Source organism: Pseudomonas sp. SWRI18 (genome assembly GCF_014268345.1).
Classification (GTDB): domain Bacteria; phylum Pseudomonadota; class Gammaproteobacteria; order Pseudomonadales; family Pseudomonadaceae; genus Aquipseudomonas; species Aquipseudomonas cedrina.
The window spans coordinates 79,722-99,846 of record NZ_JACCQQ010000017.1; the positions used below are offsets into that span (position 1 = coordinate 79,722).

At 61.6% G+C, this 20,125-nt stretch carries 20 protein-coding genes; 8 read left to right on the forward strand and 12 right to left on the reverse strand.

The window, feature by feature from the left end:
• Positions 1-98: 98 nt before the first annotated feature.
• The 4 genes from H0Z09_RS18680 (at position 99) to H0Z09_RS18695 (ending at position 5,230) form a co-directional block, all read left to right on the forward strand.
• A complete protein-coding gene (locus tag H0Z09_RS18680) occupies positions 99-1,871 on the forward strand; it encodes an N-acetylglutaminylglutamine amidotransferase (protein ID WP_186692278.1) in 1,773 nt (590 codons plus the stop codon).
• Between the two features lie 3 nt (positions 1,872-1,874).
• A complete protein-coding gene (ngg, locus tag H0Z09_RS18685; RefSeq protein WP_186692281.1) occupies positions 1,875-3,620 on the forward strand; it encodes an N-acetylglutaminylglutamine synthetase in 1,746 nt (581 codons plus the stop codon).
• 138 nt (positions 3,621-3,758) lie between these two features.
• Entirely contained in the window at positions 3,759-4,943 is a 1,185-nt protein-coding gene (locus H0Z09_RS18690; RefSeq protein ID WP_186692283.1) for an osmoprotectant NAGGN system M42 family peptidase, read from the forward strand.
• Positions 4,944-5,002: 59 nt separating this feature from the next.
• Entirely contained in the window at positions 5,003-5,230 is a 228-nt protein-coding gene (locus tag H0Z09_RS18695) for a YheU family protein (RefSeq protein WP_186692285.1), read from the forward strand.
• A 172-nt stretch (positions 5,231-5,402) separates the two neighbouring features.
• On the opposite strand, the gene csrA is transcribed toward H0Z09_RS18695, so the two are convergent.
• Both csrA and H0Z09_RS18705 read right to left on the reverse strand, forming a co-directional pair.
• Complete coding sequence (csrA, locus tag H0Z09_RS18700) at positions 5,403-5,600, reverse strand: carbon storage regulator CsrA (RefSeq protein WP_076953072.1); 198 nt, start codon at positions 5,598-5,600, stop codon at positions 5,403-5,405.
• 127 nt (positions 5,601-5,727) lie between these two features.
• Positions 5,728-6,543 (reverse strand): SDR family oxidoreductase, encoded by an 816-nt coding sequence (locus tag H0Z09_RS18705; RefSeq protein ID WP_186692293.1) that lies wholly within the window; start codon positions 6,541-6,543, stop codon positions 5,728-5,730.
• Positions 6,544-6,872: 329 nt separating this feature from the next.
• On the opposite strand from H0Z09_RS18705, the gene H0Z09_RS18710 reads away from it, so the two are divergent.
• Positions 6,873-7,025: a DUF3309 family protein gene (locus H0Z09_RS18710; RefSeq protein WP_003192767.1), complete on the forward strand. Its 153-nt coding sequence runs from the start codon at positions 6,873-6,875 to the stop codon at positions 7,023-7,025.
• 52 nt (positions 7,026-7,077) lie between these two features.
• On the opposite strand, the gene H0Z09_RS18715 is transcribed toward H0Z09_RS18710, so the two are convergent.
• The 5 genes from H0Z09_RS18715 to H0Z09_RS18735 all read right to left on the reverse strand — a co-directional run bounded on the left by H0Z09_RS18715 (position 7,078) and on the right by H0Z09_RS18735 (position 12,844).
• The gene (locus tag H0Z09_RS18715) at positions 7,078-9,165 is read right to left on the reverse strand and encodes an LTA synthase family protein (protein ID WP_186692295.1); all 2,088 of its coding nucleotides are present in this window, start codon (positions 9,163-9,165) and stop codon (positions 7,078-7,080) included.
• Positions 9,166-9,574: 409 nt separating this feature from the next.
• Positions 9,575-9,766: a PLDc N-terminal domain-containing protein gene (locus H0Z09_RS18720; protein ID WP_076953069.1), complete on the reverse strand. Its 192-nt coding sequence runs from the start codon at positions 9,764-9,766 to the stop codon at positions 9,575-9,577.
• A 67-nt stretch (positions 9,767-9,833) separates the two neighbouring features.
• Positions 9,834-10,364 carry a hypothetical protein gene (locus H0Z09_RS18725; RefSeq protein WP_186692297.1) on the reverse strand — a complete coding sequence of 177 codons (531 nt, stop codon included), beginning with the start codon at positions 10,362-10,364 and terminating at the stop codon, positions 9,834-9,836.
• A 42-nt stretch (positions 10,365-10,406) separates the two neighbouring features.
• Entirely contained in the window at positions 10,407-10,922 is a 516-nt protein-coding gene (locus H0Z09_RS18730) for an ankyrin repeat domain-containing protein (protein WP_186692299.1), read from the reverse strand.
• Between the two features lie 95 nt (positions 10,923-11,017).
• Positions 11,018-12,844: a long-chain-acyl-CoA synthetase gene (locus tag H0Z09_RS18735; protein WP_186692302.1), complete on the reverse strand. Its 1,827-nt coding sequence runs from the start codon at positions 12,842-12,844 to the stop codon at positions 11,018-11,020.
• Positions 12,845-13,197: 353 nt separating this feature from the next.
• Between H0Z09_RS18735 and H0Z09_RS18740 the strand changes: the two genes are divergently transcribed.
• Positions 13,198-13,476, forward strand: coding sequence for a DUF3509 domain-containing protein (locus H0Z09_RS18740; RefSeq protein WP_010208870.1), 279 nt, complete (start codon positions 13,198-13,200; stop codon positions 13,474-13,476).
• Between the two features lie 60 nt (positions 13,477-13,536).
• Here the strand turns inward: H0Z09_RS18740 and H0Z09_RS18745 are convergent, their stop codons facing one another.
• The 4 genes from H0Z09_RS18745 to aroC all read right to left on the reverse strand — a co-directional run bounded on the left by H0Z09_RS18745 (position 13,537) and on the right by aroC (position 16,805).
• Positions 13,537-13,806, reverse strand: coding sequence for a helix-turn-helix transcriptional regulator (locus H0Z09_RS18745; protein WP_186692304.1), 270 nt, complete (start codon positions 13,804-13,806; stop codon positions 13,537-13,539).
• A 209-nt stretch (positions 13,807-14,015) separates the two neighbouring features.
• A complete protein-coding gene (locus H0Z09_RS18750; RefSeq protein ID WP_186692306.1) occupies positions 14,016-14,546 on the reverse strand; it encodes an acireductone dioxygenase in 531 nt (176 codons plus the stop codon).
• Complete coding sequence (locus H0Z09_RS18755) at positions 14,543-15,703, reverse strand: MFS transporter (RefSeq protein WP_186692308.1); 1,161 nt, start codon at positions 15,701-15,703, stop codon at positions 14,543-14,545. The genes H0Z09_RS18750 and H0Z09_RS18755 overlap by 4 nt, the downstream gene beginning before the upstream one ends.
• Positions 15,704-15,713: 10 nt before the next feature.
• Positions 15,714-16,805, reverse strand: a complete 1,092-nt coding sequence (aroC, locus tag H0Z09_RS18760) for a chorismate synthase (RefSeq protein ID WP_076953062.1) — start codon at positions 16,803-16,805, stop codon at positions 15,714-15,716.
• Positions 16,806-16,948: 143 nt separating this feature from the next.
• On the opposite strand from aroC, the gene H0Z09_RS18765 reads away from it, so the two are divergent.
• Complete coding sequence (locus H0Z09_RS18765; RefSeq protein WP_186692310.1) at positions 16,949-17,911, forward strand: alpha/beta fold hydrolase; 963 nt, start codon at positions 16,949-16,951, stop codon at positions 17,909-17,911.
• Positions 17,912-18,010: 99 nt separating this feature from the next.
• The gene (locus H0Z09_RS18770; RefSeq protein WP_186692312.1) at positions 18,011-18,817 is read left to right on the forward strand and encodes a hypothetical protein; all 807 of its coding nucleotides are present in this window, start codon (positions 18,011-18,013) and stop codon (positions 18,815-18,817) included.
• A 311-nt stretch (positions 18,818-19,128) separates the two neighbouring features.
• Here H0Z09_RS18770 and prmB read toward each other — a convergent pair whose 3' ends face one another.
• Positions 19,129-20,037: a 50S ribosomal protein L3 N(5)-glutamine methyltransferase gene (gene prmB, locus H0Z09_RS18775; protein WP_076953059.1), complete on the reverse strand. Its 909-nt coding sequence runs from the start codon at positions 20,035-20,037 to the stop codon at positions 19,129-19,131.
• Positions 20,038-20,125 lie beyond the last annotated feature (88 nt).

Consider the following 20,125-nt stretch of genomic DNA (forward strand, 5'->3'; position numbering starts at 1 on the left):
TAAAACTCCACCAATTGGCGTGGGTCAGTTTCTGGGTACGCGCCCTTTTGGCGCATTAAGTCACCACTCTCCCCAACGGAAAAACCGGTAAGGAATTTATGTGCGGATTAGCTGGAGAATTACGTTTCGATGCCCAACCTGCCGATCTGGCAGCCATTGAGCGCATCACCCATCACCTGGCCCCCCGTGGGCCCGACGCCTGGGGCTTCCATGCCCAAGGGCCGATTGCCTTGGGTCATCGACGCCTGAAAATCATGGACCTGTCGGATGGCTCGGCCCAGCCGATGATCGATGCGCAGCTGGGCCTTTCCCTGGCGTTCAACGGCGCGATTTACAACTTCCCGGAATTGCGCCAAGAGCTGGAAGCCCTGGGCTATGCCTTCTATTCCGGCGGCGACACCGAAGTGCTGCTCAAGGGCTACCACGCCTGGGGCGAAGCGCTGCTGCCCAAGCTCAACGGCATGTTTGCCTTTGCCATCTGGGAGCGTGACGCCCAGCGCCTGTTCATCGCGCGTGACCGCCTGGGCGTGAAACCGCTGTACCTGTCGCGTACCGGCCAGCGTCTGCGCTTCGCTTCGGCGTTGCCGGCGCTGCTCAAAGGCGGCGATATCAAACCGATCCTCGACCCGGTGGCGCTCAACCACTACCTGAACTTCCATGCGGTGGTGCCCGCGCCGCGCACCTTGCTGGCAGGCATCGAAAAGCTGCCGCCCGCGAGCTGGATGCGCATCGAGGCCAACGGCAAGACCGAGCAGAAAACCTGGTGGACCCTGCCTTACGGTCCCCATGAAGATGAAAAAAACCTGAGCCTGGAAGACTGGACCGACCGCGTCCTCGACAGCACCCGCGAAGCCGTGGCCATCCGCCAACGCGCCGCCGTGGACGTCGGTGTGCTGCTGTCCGGCGGTGTCGATTCGAGCATGCTCGTGGGCCTGCTGCGCGAAGTCGGCGTGCAGGATCTGTCGACCTTTTCCATCGGCTTTGAAGACGCCGGCGGCGAACGTGGCGACGAATTCCAGTACTCCGACCTGATCGCCAAGCACTACGGCACGCGTCACCATCAGCTGCGCATCGCCGAAAGCGAGATCATCGAGCAACTGCCGGCCGCGTTCCGTGCCATGAGCGAGCCGATGGTCAGCCACGACTGCATCGCCTTCTACCTGCTGTCGCGGGAAGTGGCCAAGCACTGCAAAGTGGTCCAGAGCGGCCAGGGCGCCGACGAACTGTTTGCCGGCTACCACTGGTACCCGCAAGTGGACGGCGCGAGCGATCCTTATACCGCGTACCGCGATGCGTTTTTCGACCGCAGCTATGAGGACTACGCCGCCACCGTTGCGCCCAAATGGCTGACGGCCAATGACGCCGCTGGTGACTTCGTGCGCGAGCATTTCGCCATGCCGGGCGCGGAGGCCGCGGTAGACAAGGCCTTGCGCCTGGACAGCACGGTGATGCTGGTGGACGACCCGGTCAAGCGCGTCGACAACATGACCATGGCCTGGGGCCTGGAAGCGCGTACGCCGTTCCTGGACTACCGCCTGGTGGAGCTGTCGGCCCGTGTGCCGGGCAAGTTCAAGCTGCCCGACGGTGGCAAGCAGGTGTTGAAAGAAGCCGCGCGCCGGGTGATTCCGAGCGAGGTCATCGACCGCAAGAAAGGCTATTTCCCGGTGCCCGGCCTCAAGCATCTGCAAGGCGACACCTTGAATTGGGTACGTGAGCTGTTGCTGGACCCGAGCCAGGATCGCGGCCTGTTCAATGCCAGCGCGCTCGACCGCCTGCTCACCGACCCACATGGCCAACTGACCCCATTGCGCGGCTCCAAGCTCTGGCAGTTGGCAGCGCTGAACCTGTGGCTCAGCGAACAAGGAATCTGATTGATGAAACCCCACTCAGCGGCCTACAGCCAACGCTTGCTCAAGGGCCAGGCGCCCACCTACGAACGCCTGCAAGCACGACTGGCCGAAGATGGCAGCCCACTGGCCGCCGACCCGATCGCGGTGCATTGCGGCTGGGGCCGCTTGTTGATCGGCCATACCTTCCCCGAGCCCGCGACCCTGGCCCAGGAGCTGCTCAACGAGCGCCCCGGAGAACGTGATATTGCACTGTACGTGGCCGCGCCCCAGCAGATCCTCGGGATCGATCCCCAGCAGTTGTTTCTCGACCCTTCGGACACCTTGCGCCTGTGGTTCAGCGATTACCGCCCGGCGACCCGGGTGTTTCGCGGGTTCCGTATTCGCCGCGTACAGTCCGAAGCCGACTGGGCAGCGGTGAACCGCCTCTATCAGGGACGCGGCATGTTGCCGGTTGACCCTGAGCGCCTCACCCCCCGGCATCAAGGTGGCCCGGTGTACTGGCTGGCCGAAGACGAAGACAGCGGCGCGGTGATCGGCAGCGTCATGGGCCTCAATCACCAAAAAGCGTTTCACGATCCGGAGCACGGTTGCAGCCTGTGGTGCCTGGCGGTCGACCCGCAGTGCACTCGCCCCGGCGTCGGCGAAGTGCTGGTGCGCCACCTGGTCGAACACTTCATGAGTCGCGGCCTGAGCTACCTGGACTTGTCGGTGCTGCACGATAACCGCCAGGCCAAGAACCTCTATGCCAAGCTGGGTTTTCGCGCGCTGACCACCTTTGCGATCAAGCGCAAGAACGGCATCAACCAGCCGCTGTTCCTCGGGCCCGGACCCCAGGCGGGGCTCAACCCGTATGCGCGGATCATTGTCGAAGAGGCCCACCGACGCGGGATCGACGTGCACGTGGACGACGCGGACGCCGGCCTGTTCACCCTCAGCCATGGCGGGCGTCGCGTACGTTGCCGTGAATCCTTGAGCGACCTGACCAGCGCCATCAGCATGACCTTGTGCCAGGACAAGAGCCTGACCCACAAGGTATTGAAGGCGGCCGGCTTGAAACTGCCGTCGCAGCAATTGGCGGGTAGCCCCGATGACAACCTGGAGTTCCTCGACGAGCACCAGCGCATCGTGGTCAAGCCGCTGGATGGCGAGCAAGGCCAGGGCGTCGCGGTGGATTTGCAGAGCATCGAAGAAGTGCAGCAGGCGATTGAAGTGGCACGGCAGTTCGACAGCCGCGTGCTGCTGGAAAGTTTTCACGAAGGCCTGGACCTGCGCATCCTGGTGATCGGTTTTGAAGTGGTCGCCGCCGCGATTCGCCGCCCCGCCGAAGTGACGGGCGACGGCCAGCACTCCATCGGTGCCTTGATCGAGGCCCAGAGCCGCCGGCGTCAGGCCGCCACCGACGGTGAGAGCAAAATCCCCCTGGATGGCGAGACCGAACGCACCCTCAAAGCCGCCGGTTACGACTACAGCAGCATCCTCCCGCGTGGCCAGACCCTGGCCGTGCGCCGCACCGCCAACCTGCACACCGGCGGTTGCCTGGAAGATGTCACTGCGGTTTTGCACCCGACGCTGGTGGACGCCGCCGTCCGCGCTGCCCGCGCCCTGGACATCCCCATGGTGGGCCTGGACCTGCTGGTGCCCGCCGCCGACCAACCCGAGTACGTGTTCATCGAAGCCAACGAACGGGCCGGCCTGGCCAACCATGAACCGCAACCCACTGCGGAGCGGTTTGTGGATTTGTTGTTTCCCCACAGTCAACCGACGGCTTGAGAAATAGGCTGCCCGCACCGCCGCCATCGCGGGCAAGCCCGGCTCCCACAGTTTGAACGCATTCCAAGGTGGGAGTCGGGCTTGCCCGCAATGGGGCCCTTGAGGGCGCCAGATCCTTACAAGCAATCAGGAGTCTTTATGAGCCGAACCATTCCCGAACCCGATCTTAATTACCTGCAGAAAGTACTGCTGGAAATGCTCGCCATCCCCAGCCCCACCGGGTTCACAGACACCATCGTGCGCTACGTCGCCGAGCGTCTGGAAGAACTGGGCATTCCCTTTGAAATGACCCGGCGCGGCACCATCCGCGCCACCCTCAAGGGCCAGAAGAACAGCCCCGACCGCGCGGTGTCCGCGCACTTGGACACCATCGGCGCCGCCGTGCGGGCGATCAAGGATAACGGTCGCCTGACACTGGCGCCGGTGGGCTGCTGGTCGAGCCGGTTTGCCGAGGGCAGCCGCGTCAGCCTGTTCACCGATAACGGCGTGATCCGCGGCAGCGTGTTGCCGTTGATGGCTTCCGGGCACGCGTTCAACACCGCCGTGGATGAAATGCCGGTGAGCTGGGACCACGTGGAGCTGCGCCTGGACGCCTATTGCGCGACCCGCGCCGATTGCGATGCCCTGGGGGTCGGCATCGGTGACTATGTAGCGTTCGACCCGTTGCCGGAGTTCACCGAGAGCGGGCACATCAGCGCGCGCCACCTGGACGACAAAGCCGGCGTCGCCGCCCTGCTCGCCGCGCTCAAGGCGATTATCGACAGTGGCGAACCCTTGCTGATCGACTGCCACCCGTTGTTCACCATCACCGAGGAAACCGGCAGTGGCGCAGCGGGCGCCCTGCCTTGGGACGTCAGCGAGTTTGTCGGTATCGATATCGCGCCGGTCGCCCCTGGCCAGCATTCCAGCGAGCATGCGGTGAGCGTAGCGATGCAGGATTCCGGCGGGCCGTATGACTATCACCTGTCGCGGCACTTGCTGCGCCTGGCGGCGGATAACGAGCTGCCGGTGCGCCGCGACATGTTCCGCTACTACTTCAGTGACGCCCACTCGGCCGTGACCGCCGGCCACGATATCCGCACCGCCCTGCTGGCGTTCGGGTGCGACGCGACCCACGGCTACGAGCGCACGCACATCGACAGCCTGGCGGCGCTGAGTCGCCTGTTGGGCGCCTATATACTCAGCCCCCCCGTGTTCGCCAGCGATGCGCAGCCTGCCCAGGGTTCCCTGGATCGGTTCAGTCATCAGATCGAGCACGAGACGCAGATGGAGAGCGACACACGGGTGCCGTCGGTGGACAGCCTGGTCGGCAACAAGTCGTGATACTGGCAACTGCGGTCCCGGCGCAGTAGCATCGCCGGGATCCACCACCCGAGGCTTGTATGCTGATTCCCTACGACGCACTTGAAGTCGACACCCTGACCCGCCTCATCGAAGACTTCGTGACCCGTGACGGCACCGACAACGGCGACGACACGCCCCTGGAAACCCGCGTGCTGCGTGTGCGCCAGGCGCTGACCAAGCGCCAGGCGCTGATCGTGTTCGACCCGGAGAGCGAGCAATGCCAATTGATGCTCAAGCACGATGTGCCCAAGCATCTGTTTGACTGAGGGGTTCACATAACTGTGTAGTGAGCGGGCTTGCCCCGCGCTGGGTGGCGAAGCCGCCCCAATCGGACCGCCGCGGTGTGTCAGGTAAAAATCGGGGCGCCTGGTTTTGGGGCGGCTTCGCCACCCAGCGCGGGGCAAGCCCGCTCACTACAGAGATTTGCGTGGAGGCCTGTTATGGGGTGGGCGCCGCGTGGAGCTCCACGGCTTGGCGTTCGAGGATTTTCTGGTACACCTCGGCGCGATGAACCTGCACCCCGGCCGGCGCTTCAACGCCTATTTTCACCTGGGTACCGTTCAACTCGAGGATGTGTACGGCAATGTCATCGCCGATGGCGATGGCTTCGCCTACAGTGCGGCTTAAGACCAGCATGGCGGTTGTCCTTTTGGAATAACAGAACCTCGACCATGCGCGCTGGCTGTGGAGTCATCAATGGCTTGCAGTAAAATCAGGCACCACCTACATACCCAGGTAACTTGCCTGACAGACTACTACCTGATCAGCCTCTGACCGCCTGCGCCTTGGCGCGCATCTTGTCGGCCATGGTGGTCATCTCGTCATACAGCAACTGCGGGTTCTTCTGCTTCAAGGCCCAGGCCATGCGTCCTTGTTCATGGGGCAGGATCATGAACTCACCCGCTGCGACGCGCTGGTAAATGTAATCGGCAATCTGCGCCGCCGTGATCGGCGAACTCTCCAGCAACTTACCCACCTGAGCCTTCATCGCCGGAGTCGGCCCACGGAAGGAGTCCAGCAGATTGGTCTGGAAGAACGATGGGCAGACCACATGCACCCCGACTTCTTGCTGCTTGAGTTCCACCAGCAGGCTTTCCGAGAGCGCCACCACACCGGCCTTGGCCACGTTGTAGTTGCTCATGGCGGGCCCCTGCATCAGCGCGGCCATGGACGCGATGTTGATGATGCGTCCCTTGCTCTTTTCCAGCAGCGGCAGGAATGCCTTGCACCCTTTGACGACACCCATCAGGTTGATCGCGATTTGCCAGTCCCAGTCTTCCAGGGACAGTTCGGCGAAAAACCCACCCGAGGCCACCCCGGCATTGTTGACGATCACATCAATGCCACCCAGTTTCTCCTCGCAGGCCTGGGCAAACGCCGTGAGCTGGCTGTAGTCACGCACATCGCAGCGTTGGGTAAAACCATCGCCGCCCGCCTCGCGCACCTGCTTGAGGGTTTCCTGCAGGCCGGGCTCGCTGACATCCGACAAGGCCAGCTGCCAGCCTTCGCGGGCCCAGCGCAGAGCGATTTCGCGACCCAGGCCGGAACCGGCGCCAGTGATCATCATGCGATTTTGCATAGGAAGTAGCCTTGTGGTTTACGGAGGAAGTGAACGCCAGTGTAGCGAAGGTTGTTACTGACCCCATCCACCATCAGAGTGATGAATGCCCCTGGCAAACCGCCGGCCGGGTCGCAAAGTTGCGTATAGCCCACGTTCACTTTTTTTCAACTAAGGAGGCGTATTTGCGAACGCATTAAAAGAAATAGGCAAGTGCGCGAAATGCTTTAAAAAAATACTGAATTTTTCGTGAAGCGCATGAGTCGGAGTTGTTAAGGCGTCCGTTCAAGCTGTCGGGCCTATTGCTGAATAAACCGGTCTTTGCAGAAAGCCAATAAGGAAGAAAAACCATGAGCCTCATCCTGATCATTATCTTGATCCTCCTGCTGGTCGGTGGTCTGCCAGTATTCCCTCACTCGCGTAACTGGGGTTATGGCCCGTCGGGTATCCTGGGTGTCGTGTTGGTGGTACTGCTGGTGTTGTTGTTGCTCGGCAAGATATAAACGCCGGGTAAAAAAAAGAGGCCTTCAAGGCCTCTTTTTTATTGCCGGTCAATTAGTCCGGCTTGCCGTCAACCACGCCGGCGGTGTTATCCAACAAGCTCTTGGTTGCTGTTTGCAGGAACGATTCAAGCTTCTGTCTTAATGCACCTTCGTCCGCAGATTCCGCAATCACCTTGCCGCTCGGATTGGCACCCAGCTCGTATTGCCAAAGCTTGGGTGGCATTTCCTTGGGCAATACCAGGATGCGATCGCCGGTGACCAATGCCACCGTCTGATCGCTGCCCGACGGCTTGATCACACCAAAACCCTTGTCGCCTTCCGGCAGGTTCAGCAGGTCGCGGCCCCAGCACTGGTGCAGGGTTTCGCCACCCAGGCGGCCCATGATGGTCGGTACGATGTCGATCTGGGTGCCGACGGTGTGATCACGCTCGCCGAACTTCTCCTGCATGCCCGGTGCGATCATCAACATCGGTACGTTGAAGCGGCCCAGGTCCATCTCGGTGATCTGCTGCTCGTTGCCAAAGCCGTGGTCGCCGACGATCACGAACAGGGTTTCCTTGAAATACGGCTCCTTGCGGGCCTTTTCAAAGAACTGGCCCAGGGCCCAGTCGGAATAGCGCATCGCGGTCAAATGCTCGTCCAGGCTGCCACGGCCCGTGACCTTCTCTACCGGCAATGGCGTCGGCAAGGCATACGGCGTGTGGTTGGACAGGGTTTGCAGCAAGGCGTAGAACGGTTTGCCGCCTTCACGGGCCTTGAGCTCCTGCAGGCCACGGTTGAACATGTCCTGGTCCGAAACGCCCCATGTCGGGTCGGAGAACACCGGGTCGACGAAGTCGTTGCGACCGATGAAGTTGGTCATGCCCTGGTTGCTGAAGAACCCGGACTGGTTGTCCCAGGCGAAGTCGCCGTTGTAGACATACACATCGTCAAACTTGCGTGCGCTGAGCAACTGCGGCAGGCCCGACAGCTTGTGGCTGCCTTCCGGGGTCTGCATCAGGTATTCGAACGCCGGCAGGTTCGGGAAACACGCCATGGTGGCGAACATCCCTTGGTGCGTGTGGGTGCCGTTGGAAAAGAAACGGTCGAACAGCAGGCCTTCCTTGGACAGTTTGTCGAAGTACGGCGTGATGTTTCCGGGGCGACCGAGGGCGCCCACCGAGTGCCCGGCAAAGCTTTCCATCAGGATCACGACGACGTTTTTGATCGGCAGGGTTTTCTCTGCCGGTGGCGTGAACTCGCGGCGCACGGCGGCGGTGTCGGTATCGACCAGCTTTTCCGTCGGCAGCACCAGCATGTCACGCACGGTCTGGGTCGCCAGCGGTTGTTCCAGCGTGGCCTTCCAGGTGTTGTCGCGGTGCTCGGAGAAACGTGCCTTGGCCGCGCCTACCAACGACAAGGTGCCGTTGAGGCCCAACTGGTTGGCGAAGTTCGAATCGGTGGTGTACACATCACCCCAACGCAGCGGCGGGCCCTGGCGCAGGGTGCCGCGCGCGGCAACCACAGCGATCAACAGGCACACCACGAACACCGCGCTACGCATGTACCACGGTGCCACCGGGCGAGTGCCGATGCTGCCACCGCTGAACGGGCCGCGTGGGCGCGTCGCACGGTCAGCGCCCTTGAACGCGATGCTCAGGAGCAGCGTGCCCACGGCCCAGGCCAGCAGGTAGCGCACCACCGGGAAACCGTACCAGAGCATGCTCATCACGGTTTTCGGGTCTTCCTTCACGTACTGGAACACCAGGCCGTTGAGGCGCTGGTGGAATTCGCGGTAGAAGTCCATTTCCATCAAGCCCAGGAACAGCGCGATGCTGGACACAACGGTCAACCACAAACGGAAGAACCCGCGGGCGGCCATCGCCCGTACGCTGAACAGTGCCAGCAGCAACGGAATGACCAGGTACACCACCAGGCGCAAGTCCAGGCGCAGGCCGTTGCCGAACGCTTCAAGGAAGGTCGAGGCCGGCGTGTCGAGGATCATTTCGCGGTTGTAGACCAGCAGCGCCAGGCGCAGCAGGGAAAACATCACCATCATGACCAGCGCGCAAAGCAGCGTGTACGCCAGATGGGATTTGACGGTCGGTTGCAGCAGACGATTTGAAGCACGCTGCTGATTCAGGGCATCCGGGTTTGCCATGTCGTTTTAGGACCCATTGGAAGTTTAAGTTGCGAAATATTGCAGCGGCATCCTGCCCACGCCCAAGCGTGTAGGAACGGGGGGTTAGCGCGTTGGCGCAAATGGTGCCCGATCAATGCCATCAACGCTATTGATTACTGAGGAAAAACCGTGCTTTTGACGCTTTTCCCCGGCAAGTGACAGAGGCGTCCTACAGGGAAGCGAAGCGAAGGGAATTGTCCGAAACGCTGTGTGAAAATTCTGTGTAGCGAATATTTCGATACAAATTTCAAACCGCACCTAAAACAAATGTGGGAGCGGGCTTGCTCGCGAATGCGGTGTGTCAGTCATGAAAGGGTTGACTGATCCACCGCTTTCGCGAGCAAGCCCGCTCCCACATTTACCGAGCCCGCTCTAGATTGAAGTGCAATCAGATCCGCACGTTGCCCCGCGGCCCGGCAATCGCCCAAATGATCAAGCCCAGCACCGGCAGCAACAGGATCAGCAGGATCCAGAGCACCTTGGCGCCTGTGCTCGCGCCGCTTTTGAAGACGTTGATGATCGCCCAGATATCCAGCGCCAGGATGATCAGCCCGACCAAGCCATTAAAAGTGGAACCCATGGTGTCGCTCCTAAGTGAGGGCATGCACTTGTAGGATAGTCAGCCCTGGCAGGGGTTCCGTATTATTTCAGACGTGAACGGCGATCTTCAGCGCTTCCAGGGACGGCTCGCCCTTGATGCCGACTTCGGCGCACAACGCCAGCACGCGCGGCACGTCGTTGCCATAGACCAGCACGGCCTGGATCTCGTCATCCAGCGGTTGGCTGAAGTCGAGCAGCACGTAGCCGCCGTCTTGCGCGCTGAGGGCGCTCATCTGGATCTGGATGCGGTTCAGTGCGGTGAGGGGCTCGGTCTTGGCCAATTGCTTGGGCTTGAGGTTGAACGCGACACCCGGCCCGAACGACGCGACGATCTGCGCGAACAGATCGCCGTAGGTGTCGGCCTGGAACAGCACGGTGTCCGGCAGGCTGCCAACCACGATCCATTCGCCCAGCGCAATCGGGAAGGTGTCGTCGTAGTTGATGTCCGGGTTGGCCGCCAGGAACGCCGCAGGATCCGCGTAGGCCTGGGCCGCTTCATCGGCGATACGCGCCACTTCGTCCTCGCTCATGACGCCGGCGCTGATTTTGCTGATGAGTTCGACGAGGGCGGTTTTCATGGGCGTGGTCCTGTGGCGGGCTGGTTTTTCAGGGCGCGTAGCCTACACCAGTTTCTGCAACCGCGCCGCCGTATCCACTGCGCCCATGGTCCGCGCCGCCGCCAATGCAGTGGCGCCCTGGGCATCGGTAGCCTTGGGGTTGGCGCCCTGGCCGAGCAGGTAATCGACCATCTCCACGCGGTTGAACATCGCCGCCATCATCAATGCGGTGCGGCCATCGGAGGACGCGGCTTCGATCGGCGTGCCGCCTTCGATCAGCGCCTTGACCACCGGCAGGTTGCCCTTGAACGCCGCGCCGGCGATGGGCAATTGGTTCTTGTCGTTGGCAATCAGCGGGTCGGCCTTGAACTCCAGCAGCACTTTCACCGCCTCGACATGGCCGTGGTAGGCCGCGAGCATCAGCAGGGTGTCGCCGTTATGGTTGCGAAAATTAGCCGGCAAACCCTTCGCCAGCAGCGCGGCAAGCATGGCAGCGTCGCCTTTGCGGGCCACGTCGAAGACCTGCTCGGCAAATTCGGCGGCTTCGTCATCGGTCATTTGTTTGGCTTGGTCTGACATGTGGGGCTCCTTGTGCAAGTACTGGATAGGCGCCAGTGTCGCGAGGGAGTTCCCGCCTGTCATGGTTTTTTTGTGAAAAACCGCCATAGGCAGAATCAATAGCGGAACTGTCCGCCTTGAATCTGCGCGAGCAATTGCCCCGTCACGGGCACATAGCAGTCCGAACCCGGCAACCAGGCGTAGACCGGATCATTGCCCGCCTTGTCCGGATCGAACGCCTCTTCCTTGAGCCGCACCTTCTGATATTTGAAGGTGCCGGTGGTTTCCATCTTCACTTTGATCCGCAGGAACAACGGCACCGCATAGTGAGGCAGCTGGCCATGGGCGAACTGCAGCAGCTCGCGCATATCCAGGGCGGCCAGGGACTCGCTCGGAGTAATGGCGACCATGCCGGCACGGCCGTTGGTGTTGTCGATTTCCACGCCATAGGCCACGACTTCGGCAATTTGCGGATGTTGCAGCAGGACGTTCTCTACTTCGGTAGTGGAGACGTTTTCGCCCTTCCAGCGGTAGGTATCGCCCAGGCGATCGACAAATTGCGCATGGCCGAAGCCGATGCTGCGCACCAGATCGCCGGTATTGAAGTAGCGATCGCCCTTCTCGAACACGTCGGCGAGGATCACCTGGCGGTTCTTTTCGGGGTCGGTGTAGCCATCAAAGGGTGATTTTTCATCGATCCGGGCCAACAACAAACCCTGCCCGCCGGTGTGCACCTTGTGCATGAAGCCATCGTTGCCACGCAGCGGTTCGCCGCTGTCGTGGGCGTAGTCGACCAGCGCCCAACGCTGCAGGCAAAAGCCGATGGTGTTGTCGAAATTGAGTACGTTGGTAAAACCGATATTGCCGTCGCTGGCGGCGTACAGCTCGCAGACATGATCCACGCCATAGCGTTGCTTGAACTGCGCCCACACGCCAGGGCGCAGGCCATTACCGACCATCTTGGTCACGCGGTTGTCACGGTCGTTCGTACTGGTGGGCTGGTCGAGCAGGTAACGGCAAAACTCACCGACGTAGCCGAGGGTGGTCGCCTTGAACCTGCGGGCATCGTCCCAGAACTGGCTGGCACTGAATTTTCGGCGGATGGCAAACCCCGACGCCCCGACAATTGCCGAGCCCCAGCACACACACAGGCCGGTGGCGTGGTACAGCGGCAGCGTGCAATAGAGGACGTCATCCGGGCCCATGTTCAGGGCAATGTTGCCGAAGCTGACAGCGGTCTTGGTCCAGCGACCGTGTTTCATGATGCCGGCCTTGGGCAAGCCCGTGGTGCCGGAGGTATAGATATAGAAGCAAGGGTCGTTGAAGAAGACCTGCGCGGTGGTGGCCGGGTTGTCCGCAGGGCTTTCGACGCTGGCAGCCATCAGGTCGATGTAACCTTCGGGCAACGCACTGCCCTGTTGCTCGGCGACAAACCAGGTGCGTTGCGCCTCGATCGCCACCTGGCTACGCACCGCTTCATAGGCGGCCACCAATTCCTCCCCCACCACAATCGCCACCGGGTTCACCAGCTTCAGGCTGTGCACCAGCGCCGCCTGGGTTTGCGCCGTATTGAGCATGGCGCAGACGCCGCCCAGCTTGGCCACGGCCAGCACGTTCAGCAGCAATTCGGGACGGTTCTCGACAAACATCGCCACCACGTCGCCCTTGCGAATGCCTTGGGCCTGCAAGTGATGGGCGATACGGTTGGCGTGTTGGTTCACTTCGTTGTAGCTGAGCACGCGGTCGGCGTACAACAACGCCGTACCATCCGGGTTACGCAGGGTAGCCTGCTCGAAATGCCAGCCCAGGCCGCAGGGCTGCCGAGGATCGGTGACAGTGGCGGCACGCATGCCGCGCACGACGCGCGGCAGGGCGCGCACAATGGCAGGCACCTTACGCAGCATTTTGCTCCAGGTGATCATGTCGTTTGGCGAGCGGTTCATGAGAACGTCCTTTTTCTTATTCTTCTTAAAACCTTGCAGGAAAGTACGTCAGCCCCTCTTCAGCTGTACACGCGGGATTTGAAAAGTTTTGTATCCCGATGAGCGACCGCCGCAGGAGGGAATTTCGCGACGAAAACACAGTCTTTAGCAGTAAGCGCGCGACCGTTCAGCCAGGACGAACAACGCAAAATGCAGGATGCATGATGGCCCTTCATGCAAATTGCACGAAATCGAAAATCCGCTAATTTTTCAAGCTGTTGATTTATAAGGTAATTTTTATAAATCACAAGCTGGCACAATCACTGCACCTATCACTCCATGCTTGCCAACTTGAGCCAATGGAGCTGATAGACATGAGCCTGATCCAAGATAAATTCGCCTCAGTATTCTCCAACTATGACGTCACCACCCAGCCACGCCCTGACGGCGGCATCCTGTTGACCCTGCGTAACAGCGAAGGCAAACAGGTCAAGCGCTCGATCTCTTACCAGCAGTTGCACACTGCCGATCAGCTGACTTGGGTTATCAGCGCCATTCGCCGCGACCTGGCTGAACAAGCCAGCGATCTGCCGCAAATTTCGATGCTGCAAAGCCAGAACCGCTTTGCCCTGCCGACTTACCATTCGGCTTAAGACATGCCACACCAAAAAGGGCCACGACACCGTTGAGTGTCGCGGCCCTTTTTCGTGCTTTCAGTAAAGGCCCTGACGCGCCGCTTCGTTCATCGCCTGCACGCGATTGGTGACCTCCAACTTGCAGTAGATATTGCGCAGGTGGAATTTTACCGTGGCTTCGGACGTGGCGCGTATCTGGCTGATCTCCCAGACCGTCTTGCCTTCCGAGGCCCAGCGCAAGATCTCAAGCTCTGCCGGCGTCAGCGGCCTGCCCGACAAGCTCAAGCGTCGTCTGACCGCGTTGGGCACCGAATACGATGGTAGAAACGCTTCCTCTGGACCTCGCATATGTTCTCTCCTTTTAATGGCTGACGCTCCATCACCTTTCGGATTACTCCTATTGACAGGCGATATAAACGTTAAGGCCTCAGAGAGTTACATAAAGAACAGTAATCAAGCGTAAGCCCTGCAATAAACAGCAAGGCCTTACAGAAGTTTAGGTTTCTTCCCACAGCAACTTCCAACATATGGGGATTGACGCTTCTGATAGCGCACGATTAATCGTCCAAACCCGGAAAGCGCCGGGCAATATCGTCACCCGTGAAGGCAGGCACCCACCCTTGCGCTGAATCAAACAGCCGCAACGCCACGAAGTGCGGGTGCTCTCCCATATCGAACCAGTGCGCCGTACCGGCCGGAATCACCAGCAGGTCGTTTTTCTCACAACGCACGGCATACACGTAGTCGTCGATGTGCAGGGCGAACAATCCTTGGCCTGCAATGAACAATCGCACGTCGTCTTCATTGTAGCGGCGCTCGTCCAGGAAACTGGAGCGTAGCTCGGCTTGCTGGGTGGGGTCGCCGGTCACGCGCAGCACCTCAACGCAGCTGTAGCCAAGCGCGTCGATCTGCGCCTGGTATGCCGCGATCAATTCGGCATCGCTGGCGCCTTGCTCAATCGGGCCGGGCTGCCAGCGCTCAAAACGCACACCGTGCTCGGCCAAGGTGGCGGCGATGTCATCGAAATGGGTCAGGACCTTGTTGGGCGTGTCCGGTGCAGCGGCGGAGTAGACAGCGACATAACTCATTGAAGGGTTCCTTGGTTCTGCTCGTGCAATCGAAAACCGATGATAACGGCGGCCGCCAGGGCGGCGACGCTGGCAATGCTGAAGGTCAGGGTCGGCCCCAACAGGTTCCAACTGTAGCCTGAATACAGCGCGCCCAGCGCACCGCCAGTGCCCGCCAGCGCCGCATACAGCGCCTGGCCCTGGCCTTGTTGTTTGTCGCCGAAACTGCGCTGCACAAAGGCAATCGCTGCGGCATGGAAGCTGCCGAACGTGGCGGCGTGCATCACCTGCGCCAGCAACAGCACCCAGAAAAACTCGGCAAACGCCCCCAGCAGCAACCAGCGCAGCGCCGCCAGCAGGAAACTGGCCAGCAGCACGCGACGCACCGAAAAGCGCGCGAGGATGCGGCTCATGGCCAGGAACATCAGCACTTCCGCCACTACCCCCAGCGCCCACAGCAAGCCGATCACGCCACGGCTGTAGCCCAGTTGCTCAAGGTGCAGGGTGAGAAAGGTGTAGTACGGGCCGTGGCTCATTTGCATCAGCGCCACGCAGGCGTAGAACGCCAGCACGCCGGGGCTGCGCAATTGCTTGAGAAAGCCTTCGCCCGCCACGCGATTGCCCTGGACGGCCGGCTGCGCGTTCGGTACCCACAGGCTGGCGCCGATAATACCGGCCATGATCACCACGACCACCACCGGGTAGATATCCAGGCTCAGCCAGTCGAACAGGCGCCCCATGATCACCACGGTGAGGATGAAACCAATCGAGCCCCACAGGCGGACCTGGCTGTAGCGCGCGGTCTGTGTTTGCAGATGGGCCAGGGTGATCACTTCGAACTGGGGCAGCACCGCGTGCCAGAAGAACGCATGCAGCGCCATCACCAGCGCCAGCCAGGCGTAGGTGTGGCTGACGAAAATCAGTGAAAAACTCGCCAGGGTGCACAGCGCGCCGAAGCGCACGATGGCCAGGCGCCTGCCCGTGTAGTCGCCCAGCCAGCCCCACAGATTGGGCGCCACGCAGCGCATCAGCATGGGGATGGCCACGAGTTCGCCGATACGCGCGCTGGAGAACCCCAAATAGTCGAAGTACAGCGCCAGGAACGGCGCGGTTGCGCCGAGCAGGGCGAAGTAGAACAGGTAGAAGCTGGAGAGGCGCCAGTAGGGGAGCGTGGTCACCGTCAGGCCGTCACAGCTGGCCCAGCACCGGCGTACTCACGCGTACGTCGGCGTTCTGCCCGCGATGACGCAGCAGATGGTCCATCAGCACGATGGCCATCATCGCCTCGGCGATCGGCGTGGCACGGATGCCGACACACGGGTCGTGGCGGCCCTTGGTGATCACGTCCACCGGATTGCCGTGCACATCGATCGAACGGCCCGGCGTGGTGATGCTCGACGTCGCCTTGAGCGCCAGGTGTGCCACGATCGGCTGGCCGGAGGAAATACCGCCGAGGATGCCGCCGGCGTTGTTGCTGAGAAAACCTTCGGGGGTCAGCTCGTCGCGATGCTCGGTGCCACGTTGCGCCACGCAGGCGAAGCCGGCGCCGATTTCCACGCCTTTCACGGCGTTGATACTCATCAGCGCGTGGGCCAGTTCAGCGTCGAGGCGGTCGAAGATCGGCTCGCCCAGGCCGGGCTTGACGCCTTCGGCAACCACGGTGATCCGAGCACCCACGGAATCCTGATCGCGGCGCAACTGGTCCATGTAGGCCTCCAGCTCCGGCACCTTGTCCGGGTCGGGGCTGAAGAAAGCGTTGTCGTCCACGCTGTCCCAGGTCTTGAACGGGATTTCAATCGGGCCCAGTTGGCTCATGTAGCCGCGAACAACGATGCCCTGGGTGGCCAGGTATTTCTTGGCGATGGCACCGGCGGCCACGCGCATGGCGGTTTCGCGGGCCGAGCTGCGGCCGCCGCCGCGGTAGTCGCGTTCGCCGTATTTGTGGTGGTAGGTGTAGTCGGCGTGGGCCGGGCGGAACAGGTCCTTGATGGCCGAGTAGTCCTTGGACTTCTGGTCGGTGTTGCGGATCAGCAGGCCAATGGCGCAACCGGTGGTGCGACCTTCGAACACGCCGGAGAGGATCTCGACTTCGTCGGGCTCCTGGCGCTGAGTGGTGTGGCGGCTGGTGCCAGGCTTGCGGCGGTCGAGGTCACGCTGCAGGTCTTCCAGAGACAGCTCCAGGCCTGGCGGGCAGCCGTCGACAATGGCGACCAACGCCGGGCCATGGCTTTCGCCCGCGGTGGTGACAGTGAACAGCTTGCCGAAGGTATTGCCGGACATGCAGGGCGCTCCGTGAAATCAGTTGAATCAAGTCAACTGTAATAACTTAAGGCCGCCAGTATACGCAGGCCAACCGACTAGTTCATCCTCGAAACCTTACCGGTAGACTCTGGTCCAACCGGCACCTCTCCAATGATGGCGCGATGATGCTGCGAGTTCTGCTATTTACCCTCACCCTGTTTGCCGCCGTGGTCCAGGCCGCCTCCCCTGTCGTACTGCAACGCCCCATCAGCCTCGACACCGGCAACGGCGAGCTGTTCGGTTCGCTGCTGTTACCGCAGTCGGACAAACCCGTGCCGGTGGTGCTGATCATCGCCGGCTCCGGCCCCACCGACCGTAACGGCAACAGCGCCGACGGCGCGCGCAACGACAGCCTCAAGCGCCTGGCCTGGGTACTGGCCCGGCACAACATCGCCAGCGTGCGCTACGACAAGCGTGGCGTCGCTGCCAGCCTGGCCGCCACGCCTGACGAGCGCAACCTGACCCTGGACGCCTATGTCGCGGACGCCGTGGCCTGGGGCAAACTGCTCAAGGCCGACAAACGCATGGGCCCCTTGATTGTGCTCGGCCACAGCGAAGGTGCCCTGGTGGCGGCCCTCGCCGCGCCGCAACTGGACCCGGCGGGCGTGATTTCGCTGTCCGGCAGCGCGCGCCCGGTCGACCAGGTCATTCGTCAACAGTTGGCCGATCACTTGCCCCCTGCCCTGCTGCTGCGCAGCAATCAAATCCTCGATCACCTAAAGGCAGGCCAAGTGGATGCGGATGTGCCTGGCCCGCTGGAAGGCATTTTCCGACCCAGCGTGCAGCCGTACCTGATCAGCCTGTTCCGTGCCGACCCGTCGGCCGCCTTCGCCAAGCTGCGCATGCCGGCGCTGATCATCCAGGGCACTAACGATATCCAGGTCGGCGTGGGCGACGCCCAGCAACTGAAAAAGGCCAAGCCCGACGCACAGTTGGCGGTGATCGAAGGCATGAACCACGTGATGCGCATCGTGCCCAACGATGTAAAACAGCAGCTGGCCTCTTACAACGACCCGCAATTGCCCCTCGCCGCCGAGCTGGGCAGCCGCCTGGTGCGCTTTATCGACGGCCTGCAACCGCGCTAAGCGGCAATTGGCCTCCAGTCCTGGCGAAAACGGCCGATAAGCCCAAGGTCGACAGCAAAAAGACTGTCGGCTTGCTGGGTTTGGACAGGATCGCGCCGCATGACAACCACTGAAGCAACACCGGAATCTACCGCCGAAACCCCGGCTGAAAAAACCGAGGCCGTCGACGCGGCGGCCCTGCCGTGGGCGGATGTTCAGGCCGAGCATTTCAAGATGCTGCGCCTGGCGCCCCTGGCCATTGACCGCGCCACGGGGGTGCGGCCGTTGCGGTTCGTGCAGTTCGGCTATGCCGAGCGCCATGACAAACACCACAGCCTGCTGCGCATGGTCATTCAGTTACCGGGGCAGCGCGTGCGCCGTGAGCAGAATCACCTGGATATCTGGGTCGACCACGATAAGCATCGTGTGCACTTCGGCCCGGGCAACAGCCTGGAAATCGAACCGGTCAACCGTGGGATCGGCCGCTTTCTGGTGGCCCAAGCGGCGGCCTGGGCGAAGAAAAAATGGTCGCATTACCGCGTCGACGGCGTGGACCTGTCCAACAAGGACGCGCTGAACGAATCCACGCGCCTGCGCCGCGATCATTTCCTGCGCATCCACGGTTTTGATGTGGCCTACGCCGATGTCCAGCATCTGAAGGGTAACGTGCAGCCGGGCAAGGTCGGCGATGTGCTGGAGAACTGGAACACCGAGAAGGTACAGTTCGTGGAGATTCTGGAGGCTGCTCAGATGCTGCAGCAAGCCGAGCAGAACCTGGCGGAGCAGGAAGTGAAGCTGCGCAAGGAAGAGGAAAAGGTCACCAAATTCAAGCGTGAGGACAGCGGGTTGCGCTTTACCATCACCTGTTTGGTGGCGTTTACGGTGTTTCAGGCAGGGTTGTTGATCTGGATTGCCACGCACCGGTAGCCGGTTGAAATGCGATCAACCTGTGGGAGCTGGCTTGTCGGGTCGCCGCATCGCTGCGATGACGGTGGGTCAGCTTGCACAGGTTGGCGGTTTCCCCTGTGGCGAGCGGGCTTGCCCCGCGTTGGCTGCGAAGCAGCCCTAAAATCAGGCTCTGCGGAATGTCTGATACACCGCATTCTGCTGACTGGGTCTGCTGCGCAGCCCAACGCGGGGCAAGCCCGCTCGCCACAGAGAGATTTGTCAGCCGTTGAAATTGTTTAGATATCTATGGCTATCGCAAGCCAGCTCCCAAACTGACCGCGCTCCTGCCGTCAGACCCTGGCGGCAAACACCGCCTGATGCTGGCGGCATTGCTCCGCCGTCAGCATGAACACCCCGTGCCCGCCACGCTGGAACTCCAGCCAGGCGAAGTCGACTTCCGGGTACAGCGCCTCGACGTGCACCTGGCTGTTGCCCACTTCAACGATCAGCAAGCCCTTCTCCGTCAGATGGTCCGCCGCCTCGGCCAGCATGCGCCGCACCAGGTTCAAGCCATCGTCGCCGCAGGCCAGACCCAGCTCCGGCTCGTGCTGGTATTCGTCGGGCATATCGGCGAAGTCTTCGGCATCCACATACGGCGGGTTGGACACGATCAGGTCGAAGCGCTGGCCTGGCAGGCCGTCGAAGCCGTCGCCCTGCACGGTGTAGACGCGCTGGTCGACGCCGTGGCGTTCGATGTTCTGGTTGGCCACTTCCAGGGCTTCGAAGGACAAGTCACCCAGCACCACTTCGGCGTCCTGGAACTCGTAGGCACACGCGATGCCAATGCAGCCGGAGCCGGTGCACAGGTCGAGGATGCGTGCCGGCGGCTGGGCCAGCCAGGGTGCGAAGCGGTTTTCGATCAGCTCGCCGATCGGCGAACGCGGGATCAGCACGCGCTCATCGACGATAAACGACAAGCCGCAAAACCAGGCTTCACCAATCAAATAAGGCGTCGGCACGCGTTCGTGGATGCGGCGATGCAGCAACCGTTGCAGGTGGGCAACTTCCTCTTCTTCCAGGTTGCAGTCGAGGTAGCTGTCGGCGATTTCCCAAGGCAGGTGCAGGGCGCCGAGCACCAGTTGCCGGGCGTCGTCCCAGGCGTTGTCGGTGCCATGGCCAAAAAACAGGTCTTCCCCATGGAAACGGCTGACAGCCCAACGGATATGATCGCGCAAGGTGCGCAGGCGGGAAGTGGTCACGGGGTAAGCTCCTGGAAAAAACGACTGGCGATTCTAACAGCCTTCACCTGTACCGACGATGTACGAAAAAGCCTCTGCCACCCGTCGG

Excerpts from the sequence above, each read along its gene's own strand:
- H0Z09_RS18680 (WP_186692278.1), top strand. The coding sequence starts at position 99 with ATGTGCGGATTAGCTGGAGAATTACGTTTCGATGCCCAACCTGCCGAT.
- ngg (WP_186692281.1), top strand. The coding sequence starts at position 1,875 with ATGAAACCCCACTCAGCGGCCTACAGCCAACGCTTGCTCAAGGGCCAG.
- H0Z09_RS18690 (WP_186692283.1), top strand. The coding sequence starts at position 3,759 with ATGAGCCGAACCATTCCCGAACCCGATCTTAATTACCTGCAGAAAGTA.
- H0Z09_RS18695 (WP_186692285.1), top strand. The coding sequence starts at position 5,003 with ATGCTGATTCCCTACGACGCACTTGAAGTCGACACCCTGACCCGCCTC.
- csrA (WP_076953072.1), bottom strand. The coding sequence starts at position 5,600 with ATGCTGGTCTTAAGCCGCACTGTAGGCGAAGCCATCGCCATCGGCGAT.
- H0Z09_RS18705 (WP_186692293.1), bottom strand. The coding sequence starts at position 6,543 with ATGCAAAATCGCATGATGATCACTGGCGCCGGTTCCGGCCTGGGTCGC.
- H0Z09_RS18710 (WP_003192767.1), top strand. The coding sequence starts at position 6,873 with ATGAGCCTCATCCTGATCATTATCTTGATCCTCCTGCTGGTCGGTGGT.
- H0Z09_RS18715 (WP_186692295.1), bottom strand. The coding sequence starts at position 9,165 with ATGGCAAACCCGGATGCCCTGAATCAGCAGCGTGCTTCAAATCGTCTG.
- H0Z09_RS18720 (WP_076953069.1), bottom strand. The coding sequence starts at position 9,766 with ATGGGTTCCACTTTTAATGGCTTGGTCGGGCTGATCATCCTGGCGCTG.
- H0Z09_RS18725 (WP_186692297.1), bottom strand. The coding sequence starts at position 10,364 with ATGAAAACCGCCCTCGTCGAACTCATCAGCAAAATCAGCGCCGGCGTC.
- H0Z09_RS18730 (WP_186692299.1), bottom strand. The coding sequence starts at position 10,922 with ATGTCAGACCAAGCCAAACAAATGACCGATGACGAAGCCGCCGAATTT.
- H0Z09_RS18735 (WP_186692302.1), bottom strand. The coding sequence starts at position 12,844 with ATGAACCGCTCGCCAAACGACATGATCACCTGGAGCAAAATGCTGCGT.
- H0Z09_RS18740 (WP_010208870.1), top strand. The coding sequence starts at position 13,198 with ATGAGCCTGATCCAAGATAAATTCGCCTCAGTATTCTCCAACTATGAC.
- H0Z09_RS18745 (WP_186692304.1), bottom strand. The coding sequence starts at position 13,806 with ATGCGAGGTCCAGAGGAAGCGTTTCTACCATCGTATTCGGTGCCCAAC.
- H0Z09_RS18750 (WP_186692306.1), bottom strand. The coding sequence starts at position 14,546 with ATGAGTTATGTCGCTGTCTACTCCGCCGCTGCACCGGACACGCCCAAC.
- aroC (WP_076953062.1), bottom strand. The coding sequence starts at position 16,805 with ATGTCCGGCAATACCTTCGGCAAGCTGTTCACTGTCACCACCGCGGGC.
- H0Z09_RS18765 (WP_186692310.1), top strand. The coding sequence starts at position 16,949 with ATGATGCTGCGAGTTCTGCTATTTACCCTCACCCTGTTTGCCGCCGTG.
- H0Z09_RS18770 (WP_186692312.1), top strand. The coding sequence starts at position 18,011 with ATGACAACCACTGAAGCAACACCGGAATCTACCGCCGAAACCCCGGCT.